Origin of the sequence: Mycoplasmopsis verecunda (genome assembly GCF_033546915.1) — a bacterium.
Lineage (GTDB): Bacteria > Bacillota_I > Bacilli_A > Mycoplasmatales > Metamycoplasmataceae > Mycoplasmopsis > Mycoplasmopsis verecunda.
This window is the reverse complement of record NZ_CP137850.1, coordinates 919,107-939,752: the sequence shown is the minus strand read 5'-3', so window position 1 is coordinate 939,752 and position 20,646 is coordinate 919,107. Positions and strand designations below refer to the sequence as shown.

Below are 20,646 nucleotides of genomic sequence, written 5' to 3'. Positions count from 1 at the left end.
ATAAATCTAGATTAGACAATATTTAAATATAACTATATTTTAGTGCTAAAAGTAATTATATAAATATATTAACAATATGGTATTGTTTCCATATGCTTAAGTAATATATGGAATAAAAAAAGCTATAATTTTAAATATTATTTATAAGCTATAGAATGGAGTAATATGAAAAATCTGTTTAAAGAAGTTTTTAGATCACTTTTCAAAAATAAAGCAACTGTAGCAGGATTAACCATCTTGGTGTTTCTAACATCAGGAATTTTTACTTTGCTTCACGATACTGCTCAGTCAATGAAATTACAATATAACAAAATTAAGAATCAATCTGTAGCACATGATTTAACAATTGATCTTAATTTATCAACCAATGCTAAAGCTTATAATGATGGTTATTTAATAAATGGTTTAACTCAAGCTAATGCCTTACCTGAAGCTTATAATAAACCAATTTTATACGCAGAGGATAATTATAAAAAAATATTTAATGTTATAGATTTACGTAAATTAGATCAAGATTTTATCTCATTAAGTAATTTTGTCAATTTAGAAGATACTAAAGATAAATATATTAAAAGAAGCGATTTTATCAGAATGTATAATCAAAATAAATCTGATGATGAAGCTTATACAAGTTTAAAACTTGATTACTCTACTCCAAACAAAACATTAGTTTTAACAAACAACGATTATATTTTTCCGCTTTATCAGAAAAATACAGATAATAAATTTACTGAATACAAGACAGAACATAAATTACTAAACACAGATCAAATTCATTTTGATAAAGAATACAAATTAAACGATATTGCTTATGTAACTAATCCATCTAATAACGAAATAATTGCATCACAATTACCAATGATGTTCATTAATGTAAATACAAAAGAAGCTACATTTAATTTATCTAAAGGGCAGAACTGAAAAAAAACAGCTTCAGTTATTGAAGTTGCCCCAAGTAATTATGCAGAAAAATTAGGTTTTAATAAATATCAAAGTAAAGATTATATTTTTGTTAGAGATAATTCTTTAACACCAACATTATTTCAATCAAATGATAACTTAAATAATATTCAAAATTTAATTCAATCTAAAATTAAATTGAATTTTGAATATAACGATTTATTTAAAAATGAGTATGTTAGTTCCCTACAACCAGAATATTTTACTTTTAAACACGGAACAAAATATAATGTGCCATTACAATGAGCCGCTAAACAAGAAGTGGTTACATATTACCAAAGAAAACTTTACCAAACTACTTACACTGATTACAAAGATAAATGAGAAGGTGCTTATGTAGGGTTTATGGAATATTTAATTAATAATAATCCAGAAGGTAAAAAAATTCCTAAAAACTTCGATAATTTTTCATATTGAGAAAAAGACATAACAGGTTATTTATATAAATTTAATACTGATGGAACTTTAAGTAATCAATCTGAGCAAGTATCACATCAATCTCCTGTTGTTTCAAAAGAAGAAGTATTAAATAAAAAATTAATGCTAGCACCAATTGAACAACAATATGGAGTAGCACAAGTGGATAAAGAAAAACTCACTTATTTAAAAAATTCAATTAGTAAGAGTTTTATTCTTGTTCAAGATTTTATAAATAAAAACAAAACAGATACATCTCTGCAAGAAGTATCTGTGAAATTATTAGAAGTTATTAATAAATATAGCGTCGAATTAAAAGGAATTGAAAATCCTAATTATGATCAATTAAAGACAAAGTATTTCGAATTTACTGCAGATATTAAGAATCTGATTAACAATTATAATATTAAAACATTAAAATTACCTGATTTTAATATGCATAGTGGAACCGATATTCCTAACTATGAAACATTTAGATATGAAACTCCAAGAACAATAGCTGACTTAGAAGGATTTAACCAAGACACATTAACATATAATAATTATGAAAGACTGGTTAATAAAAATATATTAGGTCAAACATTTAATGAGATTAAAACAGGTGCTTTAAATATTGTTAAGAAAAACATTTATGAAAAAGTTAAAGAACAAGTTGGCGAAAATAATATAGGTATTAAGCAACAACTTACTATTGATGCTTTTAATGATAAAACTAATGAAAAAAATGTATTCCAATTTATCAATATTGGGGATCAAGACGGAAAAATAAATGGTATTTCAAACAACATTAACAAATTAATTAACGAAATCTCTAATCCAACCGAAATTAATTCAATGTCTTTAAAAATTGACAATTACTTTAAAACAAAACAATTAAGTTATGATATAGCAGCAAAAGTTTTAGTTAATTCTTCATGAAATGTTGTTCCATTCCCAGAATATATTAAAACAGATTATTCATATGATAAAGTTATTATCACTGATTATAATGATGCAAACAAGAAACAAGATGTTATTTATGGAAGAAAAGTTTTTAAATTAGCAAATTATGTTGAAAACGCAAATGACAACACACCAGAATCAGACTACAATGTATTTAATGGATATGGTATTATCGGACTTCAGATAGGACCAAATTGATATCTATATTTATTAAAAGCAATTTATAAAGAAAATGAAAAAGACATTGATTTTTGAGTTAATGTACCATTAGCATCTGATGAAACATCTTCAAGTGATGATAGTATTAAACGTGGAAATGGATTAATTGAAGAATTGGATGTAAAATATTTCCTACAAGATAATAAGTGAACGGTTAAAGCTAAATTAAACCCTAATGGTTGAGTAGAAAAATCATCTGAATATGAAAATGCTGTTTATATTCCGTTTGGATATAGAGGACCATTAAGTGAGATATTAGCACAAGCAATAAATCAAAAATCTATGTCAATAGCTGTTGAAAATATGCAAAGAGCTTTATTAGACACAGATTTAATTAAAAAAGGATTTATTCAAAAAGATGTAGTTTATGCATTTACTGAAGCTGTTAAATATTCATTTGATTTAAATGATTTCGCCAGTGTTTTTGCTTCTGGAACAATTAATTTATCAGCAGTTTCGAAAATTATAATTGATACTTTATATCATATGTCTCACAATATAAATGGAGATTATGTAAATAAATTCCTTGTAGGAATATTTAAAAAAGTTAGAGAAGAAGTTTCACAATATCCAACAGTAGAAGAAAGAAAGAAATATTTAACTGATGAAGTTCAATCTCTTTTCAATCTTTTATCATTAATGGGTCAGAATCAATTATCAGAACTTATATCACCTGAATCACTAGTTGAATTTTCAAAAGATCCAATTATTTTCCTTGATAGCATAATTGACCTTATAAACTCAATAGATTTTATTAAATTCACTGATGATATTCACGAATTTCTTCAAACAACTTATAATAATGAAATTGAAGAAGAAATTATAGATGAAAGTGGCAATAAAAGAACAATTATAAGACAACAAAAGTTATCTATGCATCAAATGTTTATTTGATTATTTAAATCAATTGATCAAGATTCAGCTAAGAAAGCTATCTTTAAATTAATTGATAATATAAATCTTAACTTTATACAAGATGCAAATAACACTAAAAATCCACTTTATTTAGTTTTAAAAAATATGTCTCCAATTGTTACAGGATTAATAAATAGAATTAATAATAAAAATGATGGTCAAAGTGATTTTCAAAATGTATTAAATGGCGTTAAAAAATTCGTGCAAATGTTTGATTTACAAATATTTGCAAAAGCTTTAGAATCTAAATTAAAATTAGAGAAATTTAATCAAACAACTGCAATTTATAGTTTTATTCTTAATGATTTCACTAAGTATTCATCATACTACTCGGCTGCTTCATTAAGTAATATTGATTATATATACGCATTATTAAATGCATTCTTCTCAGTACCTGGCTCAGATAATGAATTTAAGCAAAATATTATTGATATGCTTAATTTATCTTCTAAAGGACAAAGTATCGCTATTACAGATGGCAAATATTTAACAATACCAGCACCAGATTCTGATAAATTAGATTATTTCTATTTCTTAGGAATGCAAAATTCTCAAGAAAATAAATCAAACAGAGAAAATAGAGATACATTTAAATTAGAAAGCAATGAAAATGTAGTTAAATTTAACACAGATAATACATTTTTAAATGTATATAATTTCTTAATTACATTCAAACAATGAATAGATAATAATGTAATAAATGAAATTAATTACTCAAAATTACCGCAAGAATTACAAAATCTAGCTAAAGATATATTTGGTATTAATAGAACAAATCAAACAATTCCATTAGATAAAGCTAATGAAATTGTAAATGATATGTTAGAAGCATTTGATATGCTAAAAGCTTCGGGAATTAATCCGTTATTAAATTCTTCTACTTCATTATCCGATTTAATTATTTGATACAAAAATGTTGAATTTAACCCTAGAAACCAAACATATACATTATTAAGAAAAGTATTAGAAAAATTCATTACACCTACAAAACTAGAAAGCAATGTATTTAATGCAATGAAAGAAGGTTTTGGAGTATATAAATTCTGATTAAAAATATTTAATGATAATTCCGATGTTTCATTTGAAGAAAGAATTAATTTTGCAAATAATTTATTAGCTCTAGCTAACAACAAACAAGTTTTAGACAGTTTTAATAGTTTTGAATTATTCCAACCTGCTGCTGAAAATATTATTGGTTATGAAACAACAGGATTTGGTATTACGCGTTCAATTGCTAATTTATTTGCAATGAAAAATGAATTCTTTACAACAGATCAAGAGGGAAATTATTTAAATCCACTATTGGCTCAATTTGTTCAAGATAATATTAAATTTAAAGATTGAATTAAAAATAATGAAATTAATATAACTAGAGCATTTTCATACATTGGTACTTCTGATTTATATATGAAAGTTAATCTGCCTGCAAATACAAAAGATAACAGCAATGTAACGGAGGGCGATAGGCAAAAACTTATATCACCATTTTACAACGCTGACTCAGTTGTGATCTACTATTTAATTAACGGTGTATTAGCTAATGATAAGGTACAAAAATATTATCCATATATTTCATATTTAATTGATAGTCAATTTAATACACAAAATTCACTAGTAGCAGCTGGTGTTCCAGATATTATCTTTTCTAATTTATTAATCATTAACCATCCTGAATTATTAATATGATATTTAACTGATACTAATAAAGTTGGTGAACTAGGTAAAAATAATGCTAACTTAGCATACTTAGTATCTAATAAATTAATCAATTATGAATATTTAATTAAAGAAAAACCAGATTATATTTATCAATTATTACAAGCTTCAATTAAAACATCTGTAGTTAACCCAGTGTTTGAAAAAGAAAAAGAAGTTTCATTAGCATTAGATGATGATTTATTCTATAAATGAATCAACGAAATGAAAAATAATCCTGATGTTAGCTACAAGCCTTTTGGTGTAGATATTATTGATGTTATTTTAAAATCAATTGATACAATTACCGGAACTAATAAAATGACCAATATTATTAAATATGATCAAATTGGTTCATATATTGCGAAGGTTAACTATGCTTGATTATTAAGAAATAACAAGAAAATTTATTCAGGTAAACTTCCTAAAAAACCAGATGAAATGGTTGAGTTATTAGATAAATTACCTGAAGATTACAAAATTAATGTAAATGGTTCAGAATACATTATCATTGGAGAAGATTTAACATATGACAATATATATCCAGTACTTGATGAAGCTAATTTACAATTAGATCCTAAATCACAAGCTATTGTTTATGTAAATTCACAAGGATTTGACAGAATTAAACAAGCCTACAGAGGAAATGTCGTTAAAGAATATTTATTAGTTAAAAATTCAACAGACAAAAACAATATTCAATTAAAAGCGGATTTAGACAAAATTATTAAACAAGAAACAGTTGCTAAAGATGACTTCCAAAGAGTGTTTCTAGATGATGAATTAGATATGCTTAACCCTGAAAGAAGTATTAGAATTACAGCGATGAAAGGAATAGTAAAATCTGTTGATTATTCATCAAAAATTTTACTTTCAATTCTTGTTACTTTAGTGGCTATCTCAATTATTTTCATTATTAAACGTTATATTTCAAATAAAAACAAAGTAATTGGTATTTTAGTTGCTCAAGGTTATACACCAATTGAAATTGCTCTTTCAATGACCGTTTTTGCATTCTTCACAATATTTATTGGGGATGTCATAGGTTACTTAACTGGATTCTTACTTCAAGGTGTTGGAATCAAGATATTAGATAATTATTGAACTGTCCCTATTGAAACACTTAACTTTAGTTGAGTATCATTAGTTGTTAATATTGTTATTCCATTACTTGCGATGTCGATTCTAATAATAGTGGTTTCACTACGTTCATTAAGATTTAAATCAATTGACTTAATGAGTGGAATTGTAGAAGTTGCTACCGGAGAAACTTATAAGAAATATGCTCAAGGATTTAGTAAACGTAGTGTTAAAACTAAATTCTCTGCTTCATTAATCTTTAATAGTTTCTGAAAACTATCTTCATTTGGAATTAGTATTATTCTAACTTCTTTAACAACCTTATTTGGATTTGCCACATTTGGTGTCTTTGAAGAATCAATCCAAAAAACATATCAAAATAGAAATTACAATTATAGATTTGATTTATATTCACCAACACTTGAAGGTGGAGCTATAAATCCATATGAATCAAGTAAATTAGAAAATAATCTATATGTACCAATCGGAGATATTTCTGAAATTGACCAATATAAAGCGGGATACTTTAAACCAGGAGTTTCAACTGCTGTTAATGAAAATGGTAAAAATGGAAATCCTAACGAATTTGATGGACATGTAATTTCTCAATTCTCAATTAATATTACAATTGATTCAGTAGTTGGAATTGACCCATGAAATGCTGTTTATAACTCATTACCAGATTCACAAAAATCACGTATTATCAAAGTTAGAGATATTGTTGGAAAAGCTTTAGAGCAAACACAATCTCAAGTAGTCTTTGATAAAGATGGAAATGTTGATGTTGATAAAACAACATTAAATGGTGTAGAAGGATTCTTCCAATATTATCCAAATAAAGATGTACCAATGAATGGTAAGTTCTTCTACATGAAATTAGACAATTCAAGAACAACATATGATATTGTTTTAATAAATACCTCTAAATATAGAGATGAATATAGACAATTTTTAGTAAACGGATACAAAAAAATAGCTCAAAATAATGATGAGTTATTGAAGAAAAATCCTAAAGCAGAAACTATAAATGATTTCTTTATTTCATTTGGTGGATTATACTTTAACCCACAATGAGATGAAGTATATTCTTATGTAGATGCAAATATAACATCTATTAAAGGTTGAGCTTCTAAAGAAAAAGCCAATAATTTAAATGTTAGATTATATGGATATTTACCAAATTCAAAACAAGTTAAAATAATTGCTTCAAATGGCCAAGATTTATTAAAGAAAATTAATGATGAGTATGATCAAAATCCTAATGCTGAAGCAATTCCGCTAATTATTAATGAAGTTGTTTCGCAATCATATGGATTAAAAGTTGGACAAAGTATCGAAATTAAACCAAATAACACCGTAGATAGATACAAAAATGTTTTAGATGAAGAAATAAATCAAACTTCAGGTGAAAAATTAAAAGATAAAATATATAAATTTGTAATTCGTGGAATAAATCCTTCATATATTAATAATGAATTTATTATTCCTAAGAATGCCGCAGATAATATTCTTGGATTAACTCAATTAACATATAATCCCGCTTACCAAAATGGTGTTCCATTCAATGGAGTGCTATCAAATAACCCATTACCAATGCAAATATTAAACTCAGCTTCACTTTACTCAATGAGTGGATATTGACCAAGTGTTGATTCGTTTGATACTGAAAGCTTAACTGATAAATCAATTGGTGAATTATTTGACGGAATCTTTGGTTCAACTACCACAGTTGCTAACTCTAAGATAAATGGAGCAATGAGAAATATAGGATATAGCGATGAAGAAATAGCCAAATTCTTTAATCCACAATATTCAGGCAGTTCAGATGTAAATGCATTGCAAGAAAGTTATAAAGTAGCTAAAGCTGAAGCAACTAAGTACATAGAAAAATTTGCTCGTATATTTGAAAATAAATTATATGTACCATCAGCTGCTTCAATTGATTCAAAAGATATTGAAATCAACTTTACTATGACTATAGCTAAAACAGTGCAAATTGTTGTATCAATTATTTCAATTCTTACATTTATTGTATCAATAGTTATTCTTGTAATTATTTCTACAATCTTAATTAATGAAAATGAAAAGAATATTGCTATTTGAGCTGTGCTTGGATACAGTGAAAAAGAAAAATTAAGAATATTCTTCAGTATCTATATACCATTTATTCTATTCTCAATATTAATCTCTCTTCCGATAGCTTATGGATTAATTTCTATATTCAGTTCATTCTTAACCTCAGCTGCCCATATTGCTATTCCACTAGCAATTACAGCTGCAAATGCATTCTTAACAATTGGAGTCATTTTATTAGTATTTATATTAACTGCTTCACTTGCATGATTTGCGATTAATAAAGTAAAAGCTATTGATTTATTGAAAGGAAAATAATGCCTCAAGAAAATAATGAAAAAGAAAAAAACAACTCACAAACACAAGAGCATACATTAGAAACTCAATTAGAAGAAGTTGTTTTAACTAAAAAAACTGCTGATACTAAAATTACAGTTAAAAATGTTTTTGAAGTCTTAGACTCTGATGGCGGTGCTAATAAAATTACTGTCGATAGATCAATTGCTAAAAAATTAAGAAAAGCTGCTAACAAAAAGAGAGTAAAAGACGATCATAAAGATTTAAAGAATACAGATGATAACATTATTGAAGTTAGAGATGTATCAAAATACTATTTAGCTGGTAATAATGTTACACGTGTGCTGAAAAACATATCATTAAATATTAAAAAAGGTGAATTTGTCATGATATTTGGTAAATCAGGAGGCGGAAAATCTACCTTACTAAACCTTATATCAGGACTAGATAGACCTTCACGTGGTGATGTGATAGTATGTGATGAAAATTTACCTTATATGTCAGATACCCAATTAACATTATTTAGAAGAAAACATGTTAGCTTTATCTTCCAAAATTACAACTTATTACAAAACCTTAATGGTTATGATAATGTGGAAACTGGAGCTTGATTACAAAAAGATAAAGAAAAACAACTTGATATAAATAAATTGTTTGAAGAGTTTGAAATTGAAGATATTAAAAATAAGTTCCCTTCACAAATGTCTGGGGGACAGCAACAACGTATTTCGATTTTAAGAGCTCTAGCTAAAAATTCTGAAATTATCTTTGCTGATGAACCTACTGGTGCTTTGGATGAAGCTACAACTGAAATAGTTCTTTCATATTTATATGATATTAATAAAAAATATGGAACTACTATTGTTATGGTTACTCACAACCCGATAATTGAACCAATAGCTGATAGAATCTTTTATGTTAAAAAAGGTAGAATTGATAAAATTAAATCAAACCACAGCACAATTCATCCTAAAGATATTAAATGAACAGATTAAAAAATTAGATACCACATATGATGTGGTATCTTTTCTTCATTGTTTAAGGTCTAATCCTATGTTTCCAAGTTAGGACCTATTTTTTCAATCAGTTAATGTCTTCTTATACATAGTATAAGGAGATAATTTTTTTATCTTTTTTATTACATAATTACACAGAAAAATGGTAAAATATTAGTGATATGAAGAAGTGATTAGTTACAAAAACAAAGAAAAAAGATGATTACTATGTTGGATTAGCGATATCAGCCGGTTATGGTAAAGGATACGATAAAAGCATAAGTATTGGTTCATTATCAAAATTATCTACAAAACACAATGATCCTATTTCTATACTTAAGAAAATTGCTGAAAGTTTACCACTAGATGCTGATAAAAACTATGTGAAGAATAAAGTTGCTGAATATTTTGAAACATCTAAAATAGAAATCGGAACATATAATGTAGGGATTGAATTACTTTATAAAGTAATTGATGAAATCAACTTATTTAAGGATATCAATACGGGTAAAAGAAAAGAATGTGAACAAATATTTAAGTTTTTAATAGCAAAAAGAATATTAGAACCCGAGAGTTTAATTCGTAGTTTCAATCTGAAAGATAAATATGTAAATGAAATAAACATTCAAAAATCAACAGTTTACAACTTTTTGGACTTTGTTGCAGATAACAAACAAAAACTAGTAGCGAACATAAATGAAAAAATGAATGTATCAACTAAGAGAGAAGCAAATTTGATATTTTTGGATGCTACAACTCTATATTTTGAAACATTTGTTAATGCTAACGAGAATTTAAAAGAAAAGTTTTCATTAAAAAGAGCTGGATATTCTAAAGATGGTAAATTTAAAGAAGATCAAGTAGTTTTAGGTATGGTAACAGACACAAACGGAATACCATTAAATTTTGTTTTATTACCAGGTAATATAGCTGATCAAAAAACTTTTATCCCTACAATTCATGAATTAAGTGAAATATACAATTTACAAAATGTAACTGTTGTTGCAGACAAAGGAATGAATTCGGCACAAAATAAGGATTATGTAAAGTATCAAAATATGCATTATATTTTTCCTATTAGATTGAAAGGCGAATCACACAAATTCAAGCAATATGTAGTTAGTGAAACTGATTACCAAAAAGTTGATGGTTTATTATATAAAGAAATTCAACAAGTAGATGATAGAGCAGAAAATAGAATAAAATACAGAAGAATTATTATATATGACACTTGAAAAGCTAAAAGAGACAAGATATTAAGAAAAGAAGTGCTCGATAGATTTGACAAAATCAAAGGAAAAGACGGTACAGCAACAGCAAAAAGTATGATTTCCTATAAGAAATATAAATTCTTCAAAGAAATTCAAGAATCAAAGATTGCAATAGATGTAGAAATGCTAAAAGAAGATGCTAAACTTGATGGTTATGTCGCATTCGAAACAACTAGATATGACCTAACCGCAAGAGAAATAGTTGATATATACAAAAAACAATGAACAATTGAGAGAAATTTCAGAGATCTTAAATCAACATTAGATGCTAGACCAATGTATGTAAGAACAGATAATCACATTTTTGGACATATAACCATTTGTTTTTTAGGATTAGTTGTATTAAATTATTTAACTTGATATATAAATCATAAGCAAAAAGATAAATGAGGTGTTTTAGATAGAGTTACTCCATCTCAAATAATAGAATCAATAAAAGTAGCTAACATAAACTTCACTAAAGTTGATGGCAAAATTACTTATTCATCTTCATGAGATAATGAGATATTTAGAAATGAAATTGAGTTATACAGAGAAATAAAAATGCTTGTATCTGATGGTTTTTCTGTGTAATTTTCACTATGTCAAAAAATATAGCCCTACACTGTAGAGCTATTTATTTTTTCACTTTGTTAACTTGGAAACATAGGAAGGTAGAATTGATAAAATTAAATCAAACCACAGCACAATTCATCCTAAAGATATTAAATGAACAGATTAAAAAATTAGATACCACATATGATGTGGTATCTTTTCTTCATTGTTTAAGGTCTAATGTATAATCCTCCTGAGTTTCCAAGTTGGAAGCTCTTTTTATTTAATTTTCGACGCCTTTTATACATAGTATAAAACAACAAAAAAATTTTTACTTTTTATATATTCATTACATTCATAAAGTGGTATAATAATTATATGGAAAGCAAAGCTAAGTTACATATAATGAAAAGTAAAAACAAAGACAAAATATATTTATCAGTTTGTAAAACTTTAGGTTTTGGAAAAGGATATAAAAGAATTGTTGGTTTAGGATATTTGGAAGAACTTGAGAAATTAAATCCTAATGCATTGGATATATTAAAGCAAAATGCAAAGGTGATTCCGATTGACTCTGAAAAAGAATATGTAAAAGAACAATTAATTAATTCTTTAAATAATGGATATTTTGAAAATAGATTAGTTAACTATGGCATTCAAAACTTATATTCAATTATAAAAGAATTAGAAATATTTAATTCACTACCTAAAACCAAGCATAAACAGCTAGAACAATTATTGGAATATTTTATTTCCTCAAGAATCATACAAGCTGACAGCATTATTCAGACATTCAATAAAAAGATGATTTCATCAGTGAAATCAAGCTTAAAAAAAGTAGTTTTTTATAATGTTTTAGATTTACTCGATGATTATAAAGTCGACATTTTAAAAAGAGTTAACAAAGTTATTTCTGAAAAGACAAAAAGAGAAATTGAATTAGTATTTTATGATTCATCAACTGTATATTTTGAAACTTTCAAAAGAGATGGTTTAAGATTTCCGGGTTATTCTAAAGATGGAAAAATCAAAGAGGATCAAGTTGTATTAGGTATGGCAACAGATTCAAATGGTATTCCTATACATTTTGAGCTTTTCAAAGGTAATACAATGGATGCTTCAACTATGATTCCATTTATCATTAAAATGACTCAAACTTATGATGTTAAAAATATCACCATCATAGCTGATAGAGGTATGTCTTCAAACAGAAACATCAGATTTTTAGAGCAATTAGGAATTGATTTTATAATTTCATATCGTGCAAAAGCTGGCTCAAATCAATTTAAAGAATATATTTTTAATGAAAGTGATTGAATTGAAAATGGTGAATTTAAATATAAAGAACAAGAATATGCGTCAATGTGAAATAAAAAGAGATTAAATGGACATAAAAGAAGAAGAATTGTAACTTTCAGTGAAAAAGAGCTAAAAAAGATAAAGCTGACAGAGATGTTTTTAATTAATAACTTCATTAAAAAACAAAACAAAAATGGTGTTGTTAAAGGTGAAGATTTAATAGGAATTAAAAAATATAAGTTCTTTAAAACAAATGACTCTATAAATTTTGTTCTTAATTATGAAAAGATTGAACAAGATAAGAAATTTGATGGTATTTATGTATATGAAACTTCAAGAATGGACTTATCACCTGAGGAAATAAAAAATATTTATCATAAACAATGACAAATAGAAGAAAACTTCAGAACATTAAAAGCTCACTTGATGTTAGACCAATTTATGTGTGAAACGATAAACATATTCGAGGACACTTTGTATTATGTTTTTTTAGCTCTAGTAGTTTTAAAATACTCTTTATATAAAGTTAATGAATATTTACATAAATATGGAGTAATTGATAAATTTACAAATAATAGATTAATTGAATCAATAAAATCAGCTGTTATGGTTGAAGAATTGGTAAATAATCAAATTGTTAGAAAAACATTTATAAATAAAAGCTCTGATAATAAATCAGATTATGAAATTGTAAACAAAGCATTAAATAATATTTTATGTATGTAATTTTTATGATTAAAAAATCATACAGCTCTATTTGTAGGATTGTATGATTTTTAATATTATTTAACTTGGAAACTCAGGAAATGAACAGATTAAAAAATTAGATACCACATATGATGTGGTATCTTTTCTTCATTGTTTAAGGTCTAATGTATAATCCTTGATTGTCTTTAAATGCACCTACAATAGCTAATACTATATCAATTATGTATCATATACCAAATCCGCCAGCTGTAATTAATTTTAAAATTCCAAGTAATACATTTCCAGCATAAAATCTATCAATACCCAATGCGCCTAAGAAAATTGATAATAATACTAGAGCTACATAACTTTTATTACTTTTAATCATAAAAATACTCCTTTTATATAAACATTTATTTAATATAATTATAAAACAATTGATAAATCAATCAATATCATTTAAATAGGAGATATTATGGAAAAATACACAGAACAAGAACTTATTAGACGTAATAAATTAGATTTTTATAAAGAAAATAATATAGAAGCATTCGCTAAAGCGAATAATTTAAAAGCACTTTCATATTCTGATGACATTGAAGCTAAATATAACCAATATTCTAAAGAAGAACTTGATGAAAAAGCAATATCAGTAGCTATAACAGGAAGAATTTTAACTATTAGAGGACCTTTTATTCTATTAAAAGACTATCATGGTAAAATGCAAGTTTATTTCAATAAAAAAGAACATTCTGAAGAATTAGTCAAGTTAGTTGCTTCATTTGACTTAGGTGATATTATCTATGTTGAAGGGCTTGTAATGAAAACACACACAGGTGCTGTAACAGTCAAAGCACAAAATATTAAATTATTAACTAAAGCTTTAAAACCATTGCCTGATAAATATCATGGACTTGCTGATGTTGAAGAAAGATATCGTCACAGATATGTTGATTTGATTGTAAATGATGAATCAATGAAAACATTTTGAACAAGAACTAAAATAATTAGTGAAATTAGAAGATATTTTGATGAACAAGGATATATGGAAGTAGAAACACCATTTTTACACGATTACTTATCAGGTGCTTCGGCTAGACCATTTACAACACATCATAATGCTTTAGATCAAGAATTTGTATTAAGAATAGCAACCGAAATTCCTCTTAAGAAACTTTTAGTGGGTGGAGTGGATAAGGTATATGAAATTGGGCGTATTTTTAGAAATGAAGGTATAGATACAACACATAACCCTGAATTTACTTCTATTGAATTCTATGAAGCATATTCTAATCTAGAAGGTATGATGCAACATACTGAAAAGCTATTCAAGAGATTAGCTACTAAACTTGGAAAAGAAATGGTAGTTAATAAAGGTGTAGAAATTGATTTAACTAAACCATTTAATAGAGTTGATATGGTCGAAGCTGTTTCAGAAGCAACTGGAGTAAACTTTAGAGAAATTAGTTTTGAACAAGGTAAAGAAGTTGCAAATAAATATGGTATTAAAGTACAAAAATTCCATCAATTAGGACATATAATTAATGAATTATTCGAAGAATTAATTGAAAAAACATTAATTCAGCCAACATTTGTTTATGGTCACCCAATTGAAATATCTCCATTAACAGCTAAAGGAAGTGACCCAAGATTTGTTGAACGTGCTGAATTATTCATTAATACTAAAGAATATGCGAATATGTACACTGAGCTTTCTGATCCAATTGATCAATTACAACGTTTCCAAGAGCAATTAGAAGAAAAGAATAATGGAAATGATGAAGCAAGTGATATTGATTGAGATTTTGTTGAAGCATTAGAATATGGAATGCCACCAACAGGTGGTTGTGGAATTGGAATTGATAGATTAACAATGCTATTAGCTGAAAAAGATTCAATCCGCGATGTCTTATTATTCCCTACAATGAAAAGAAAATAATTAAAGTGAAATCGTTAGCAATTGCTAACTTTTTTATTTATTTTGTATAAAAAAATACCAATATAAATATAATTATTTTACCTACTAAATTTTATCTAAAGGAGTCTTATGAGCAAATTATTTTACGACATAAAAAATATCGATTACAAAGTACTCTTATCTCAAATACAAGATAAAAGCATTGATTTTATTTGTATTGATCCTCCATACGGAAAAATAAAAGGTATGAAACTATCTGGCCAAAAAAGAATAATTGATTGAGACACAAATATTAATTGAGATGAAATGTTTGAAGAATTTAATCGTATTATAAAAGATGGTGGTACTATTGCTTGTTTTGGTCAAAACCCAACATATGCTAGTATGATCTTATCTAATATCAAAGACTATAAATATGAATTAATTTGACAAAAGAATAATGCTGCTCAAGGATTCCATGCAGATAAAATGCCTTTAATTTTTACTGAGAACATAGCTATCTTTATTCATAATGAAAAAGCACAGAAAAAAAGAACATTTAACAATATTGCAAGTGAAAAAGAAATAGATAAAAATCAATATTATTGTAGATGATATGCTCAACAAATGTTTAAATGAATAAATAAGCCTAGAAGAGGAATACATCATGATTTAGGTCACCGAAAGTTAGAATTTTGGTTCTATTTTGTTGGTGATCAATTTGGATTATTGAGTGAAGAATTATATGAACAATTAATTTCTAAATATCATATTAATAAATGAGACAAATTCATACCATATGAAGAATTAAAATTAATTTGAAAAAAAGAAAAAGAATTAAATAAAGGTGTAAGGTTAGACTCATCTGAATATTCAAAAACTTTTAGCAATGTTTTAAATGTCGCTAAAGAGCAAAAATATTTCCATCCAACTCAAAAACCGGTTGAATTAATGGAAAAATTAATTCTTATGTATACAAAAGAAAACGACACAGTACTTGATTGCTTTATGGGGTCTGGTTCAACAGGAATAGCTTGTTTAAAACATAATAGAAATTTTATTGGATGTGAATTAGACGAAGAATACTATCAAATTGCAAAAAAAAGAATAGAAGAAACTATTAGTAATAAGTTTTAATCTATTCTTTTTTCATATTTTTGCACTAAATAACTTATATCATCTACTTGTATTTTAAATGTTAATACAGATTTTGAGTTTTTGTTTTGTACCTTTGGCATAACATTAAGCATAACAAGTAAAGCAGTTATCCCGTTATTCAATGCAACACGTAATCTAAAAGGTGATTTCGTTCCAGTAGAATATAACAATCTAATTGATTTATTTTGTGTTTGAAATGAGTCTGTGTCTTCTAATAATGCGGCTTCTTTTTTCAATCAATTTTTATCTAGAAAATGTAAATCATCAAGAGATATATCATCATTTATATCATTTGTATAATCCCTTATTACATCAATTACATCTTTCTCTAAGCGATGAATAGATGTAAACATCTTGCTAATTACAGAACCATCTAATGAAATAAGTATATTATTAATAGAATCGTTAATTAATGGATCAACAGCCTGTCTATTAGTGATATTTTCAGTCTGTATTTTCTTTAATATTGCTTCATATTTACCTAGAGCTTTATTAAATTTAAAATTATTTAGTTCGGTATATTTCAATATCATAGATGTATTTAATAAATCAAATGTACCATGATATTTATTATTAGTAAATTTTTTAGTTTTTACAGATAATGAAATATTATTATTTTCACAATATAAGTCAGCTCTGTTTTGTGTACCACCCTTTAAGATAAATTTAAAAGGTTTTTCGATATTGTGAAAATAATATTTACTAAAAAGTCTCGATAAATAAGTAAAGTTACTTGGATTGTTTAGAAATTTTAATAATGCAATTTCTCCATTAACACCCGATTTATGTGGACTGCCGTCAGTTTTAAACATATATAATCTCCTAGAAATTTGTCATGTCAATTATATAAAAAATCGGACGAGCTTATAAAGATATTCAGGACAGCAAATGTGGTAACTGAATATAGGAAAATGGCACTCAATTAGTCAATTCGCAAAATCATTAAGAGATGTAATAAATGATGTTCCTTTAAGATATATTTATCAAAAGAGAAAGAATTAGGTTGAACTGATACCGATGTTTATGATAATTGGTTTAGAAGATTTAAAACAAATGTCTTGAAATTCACAAATAAGAAATTAATTGAATTTATTCCGTATAATACTTATAATAATTTAGACTATAAGAAAAGAAACGGAATTTCTATGAAATCTATTAAAAAGAAAAATCAAGATAGAAAAATAACAAAACCAAATAATATCAGTGATGAAGACTATGAAATTATCTTAAATGTGTTATTAGATGAGATTTTAGGTGAAAACTCAACTAAAAAAGATAGAAATAATAAAGTCTCTGAAGTTATAGATAAAATCAAAAAATCAAAAAATCAAAATGTAAAACATCTACAGCACAGCTATGCAGATTATTTCGCATTCATCGTTCAAGATTTTATGATAGAAAACATAATGTTGGTTATAAGAAAAGAAAAGATTCGAAAAGTAAATAACATTGAATATATAGTCACAGTTAATGAAATGTTTAAAGAACACAAAGGTAGAATTGGATCCGATAAAATAGCTGGTTTAATTAAAAAGAATAAATACTTTGACATTTCACAACCAACAGTTTCAAAAATAATGGTAAATTCACATCTATATGTAAATAGCTCAAAGAAACCTAAGAAATTCAAAGAAGATAAAAATACAAAAGACGACTTTGACTATCTTGTAGGTTTAGATAAACGTAAAAATTTAAAGCCACTGGAAGCAGCATCTGGTGATTTTATGGTTATAAGTAATAATGATAAACACTATCATTTACATATGATTAGTGACATAAAAACTGGAAAAATACTTGCTTATAATTTAAGCGATAATCAATCTGCAAAAGTTGTATTGAAAGATATTTGCAAATTACCTAACAATATTTCAATCTTGAATACTAATTATGGAAGACAGTATTTCGATAAAGAAGTTAGAAAAGAATTGAAGAAGAGAAATATCAGACAGTCAATGGGTATTGCAGGTAAGTCTAATGATAACCTATGAATTGAATATATTTTGGAAGAATTAGACAAGAATTATTCTCTCAACACAATATCGAAAAATTATCAATTAATCATGTGAAAATATTAATAGATGAATATGTAGATTATTGAAATAATAAAAAGCCTATTAAGGCCTTAAATTACATGTCACCGAATGAATATTTAGATTTTTTTGATGAAAGGAACTGTCCTAAATATCTTTTTTAGTTCGGGAATTAAAAAAGTTCGCCGTAACGAACTAATTATCATAAGAAAGGCGAGTATATTTTCCGCAAGCAGCGATACCTTATAGATATCTCATTCTTGATTTCTCAAGCACTGTGATTATTATACTCTCTTTTGTTATTTTCTATAAAAAAAATTTAAAAATTATAAAATATATAACATGAATAAAGACAAGATAAGAAACTTCTCAATAATTGCTCATATTGACCATGGAAAAAGTACTCTAGCAGATAGAATACTTGAATACACAAATACTGTAGCAAATAGAGATTTAAAGGCACAATTTTTAGATTCAATGGATCTTGAACAAGAACGTGGAATTACTATAAAATTAAATGCTGTTCAAATTAAATATAAAGATTATATTTTTCATTTAATTGATACTCCAGGGCATGTGGATTTCAATTATGAAGTATCACGTTCTCTAGCTGCTTCAGAAGGTGCATTATTACTAGTTGATGCAACACAAGGAATCGAGGCACAAACATTAGCTAACGTTTACTTAGCGCTAGAAAATAATCTTGAAATTTTACCTGTTATTAATAAAATTGATTTGCCAAGCGCTAATGTAGAAGAAGTGAAAGAAGAAATTGAAAACGTTATTGGTATACCTACAGATAATGCAATATTAGTATCAGCTAAAACGGGACAAGGTGTACATGAATTATTAGATTCAATAGTTAAATATATTCCAGCACCAAAAGATGCGGATGATAATAAACCTTTAAAAGCATTAATATTTGATAGTTATTTTGATCCATATCGTGGTGTTGTTATGTTAATTCGTGTATTTGAAGGAAAATTAAGAACTGGAGATAAATTCCTTTTTATGTCTCGGATGAATGATGAACAACCATATCATGTAATTGATTTAGGGGTTAGAAATCCTTATGAAACTAAAAAAGATGAATTAGTAGCTGGAGAAGTAGGTTGAGTATCAGCTGCTATTAGAGATGCTAAAGAAGTAAATGTTGGTGATACTATTACACTAGCTAATAATCCAACTGATAAAGCTCTTCCAGGATATAAGAAAATGAAACCAGTAGTATTCACTGGGTTTTATCCAATTGATACTAGAGATTACATGGATTTAAAAGAATCATTAGAAAAAATCTCTTTAAGTGATTCATCTATAACTTGAGAACAAGAAACTTCTAAAGCATTAGGTTTTGGTTTTAGAGTCGGATTCCTTGGAATGCTTCATATGGAAATATTACAAGAAAGACTAGATAGAGAATATAAAGTAGGTATTATTGCTACTTCTCCATCTGTTGAATATAAAGTAACAACTACAAAAGGTCAAGTTGAATTAATTTCAAATCCAACATTATTCCCTGATCGTACATTTATTGAAAAAATTGAAGAGCCTTATGTAGAAGCAAGTATTTTTGTTCCAAATGAATATATTGGTAATGTAATGGAGTTATGTCAAAATAAACGTGGAATATATAAATCACTTGAAATGGTTGATTCAAGACGTTCTAAAGTAGTTTATGAACTTCCTTTGGCAGAAACTATATTCGACTTCTTCGATAGATTAAAAAGTAGTACAAAAGGTTATGCTTCATTTGAATATGAATGAATAGGATATAGAGAATCTGATTTAGTCAAAGTAGACATTTTATTAAATGGAGATAAAGTTGATGCTTTCTCAATAATTACGCATAGAGAAAAGGCTTATGAATCAGCTCGAGAATTATGTCAAAAACTAAAAGATGCAATTCCAAGGCAAAACTTTGAAGTACCTGTACAAGCAACTATAGGTGGAAAAATTATAGCTAGAGAAACTATAAAAGCTTATAGAAAAGATGTTACCGCTAAACTATATGGTGGTGATGTTACAAGACGCCAAAAACTTCTTAAAAAGCAAAAAGAAGGAAAGAAACGTATGAAGAAACTTGGTTCAATAGAAGTTCCACAAGAAGCTTTCTTATCTGTACTTAAAACTAATATTGATCCGAAGAAATAATTTAAAATATCAGCTACCTATTAATC

The 20,646-nt window shown here is 26.5% G+C and carries 10 protein-coding genes; 8 read left to right on the top strand and 2 right to left on the bottom strand.

Going from position 1 to position 20,646, the window contains the following annotated elements; genetic code table 4:
- Positions 1-165 precede the first annotated feature (165 nt).
- From SAM46_RS03625 to SAM46_RS03610, 4 genes are all read left to right on the top strand, one after another.
- Positions 166-8,619 carry an ABC transporter permease gene (locus SAM46_RS03625; RefSeq protein WP_318635592.1) on the top strand — a complete coding sequence of 2,818 codons (8,454 nt, stop codon included), beginning with the start codon at positions 166-168 and terminating at the stop codon, positions 8,617-8,619.
- Positions 8,619-9,593 carry an ABC transporter ATP-binding protein gene (locus tag SAM46_RS03620; RefSeq protein WP_078747367.1) on the top strand — a complete coding sequence of 325 codons (975 nt, stop codon included), beginning with the start codon at positions 8,619-8,621 and terminating at the stop codon, positions 9,591-9,593. Before SAM46_RS03625 ends, SAM46_RS03620 begins: the two co-directional genes overlap by 1 nt.
- Before the next feature lie 182 nt (positions 9,594-9,775).
- Complete coding sequence (locus tag SAM46_RS03615; protein ID WP_318635591.1) at positions 9,776-11,437, top strand: IS1634 family transposase; 1,662 nt, start codon at positions 9,776-9,778, stop codon at positions 11,435-11,437.
- A 339-nt stretch (positions 11,438-11,776) separates the two neighbouring features.
- On the top strand, positions 11,777-13,423 hold the full coding sequence (locus tag SAM46_RS03610; protein WP_318635590.1) for an IS1634 family transposase: 1,647 nt from the start codon (positions 11,777-11,779) through the stop codon (positions 13,421-13,423).
- Between the two features lie 136 nt (positions 13,424-13,559).
- On the opposite strand, the gene SAM46_RS03605 is transcribed toward SAM46_RS03610, so the two are convergent.
- Positions 13,560-13,772: a TM2 domain-containing protein gene (locus tag SAM46_RS03605; RefSeq protein WP_078747385.1), complete on the bottom strand. Its 213-nt coding sequence runs from the start codon at positions 13,770-13,772 to the stop codon at positions 13,560-13,562.
- An 87-nt stretch (positions 13,773-13,859) separates the two neighbouring features.
- On the opposite strand from SAM46_RS03605, the gene lysS reads away from it, so the two are divergent.
- Together lysS and SAM46_RS03595 are read left to right on the top strand one after the other, a co-directional pair.
- Positions 13,860-15,323, top strand: a complete 1,464-nt coding sequence (gene lysS / locus SAM46_RS03600; RefSeq protein ID WP_078747384.1) for a lysine--tRNA ligase — start codon at positions 13,860-13,862, stop codon at positions 15,321-15,323.
- Positions 15,324-15,431: 108 nt separating this feature from the next.
- Entirely contained in the window at positions 15,432-16,418 is a 987-nt protein-coding gene (locus tag SAM46_RS03595; protein ID WP_222884932.1) for a DNA-methyltransferase, read from the top strand.
- On the opposite strand, the gene SAM46_RS03590 is transcribed toward SAM46_RS03595, so the two are convergent.
- Entirely contained in the window at positions 16,415-17,251 is an 837-nt protein-coding gene (locus SAM46_RS03590) for a hypothetical protein (RefSeq protein ID WP_078747383.1), read from the bottom strand. The two genes, SAM46_RS03595 and SAM46_RS03590, sit on opposite strands and share 4 nt — an antisense overlap.
- A gap of 246 nt (positions 17,252-17,497) precedes the next feature.
- Between SAM46_RS03590 and SAM46_RS03585 the strand changes: the two genes are divergently transcribed.
- Positions 17,498-18,514, top strand: a complete 1,017-nt coding sequence (locus SAM46_RS03585) for a DDE-type integrase/transposase/recombinase (protein WP_318635589.1) — start codon at positions 17,498-17,500, stop codon at positions 18,512-18,514.
- Positions 18,515-18,811: 297 nt separating this feature from the next.
- Positions 18,812-20,620: a translation elongation factor 4 gene (lepA, locus tag SAM46_RS03580; protein ID WP_078747266.1), complete on the top strand. Its 1,809-nt coding sequence runs from the start codon at positions 18,812-18,814 to the stop codon at positions 20,618-20,620.
- Positions 20,621-20,646: the final 26 nt, after the last annotated feature.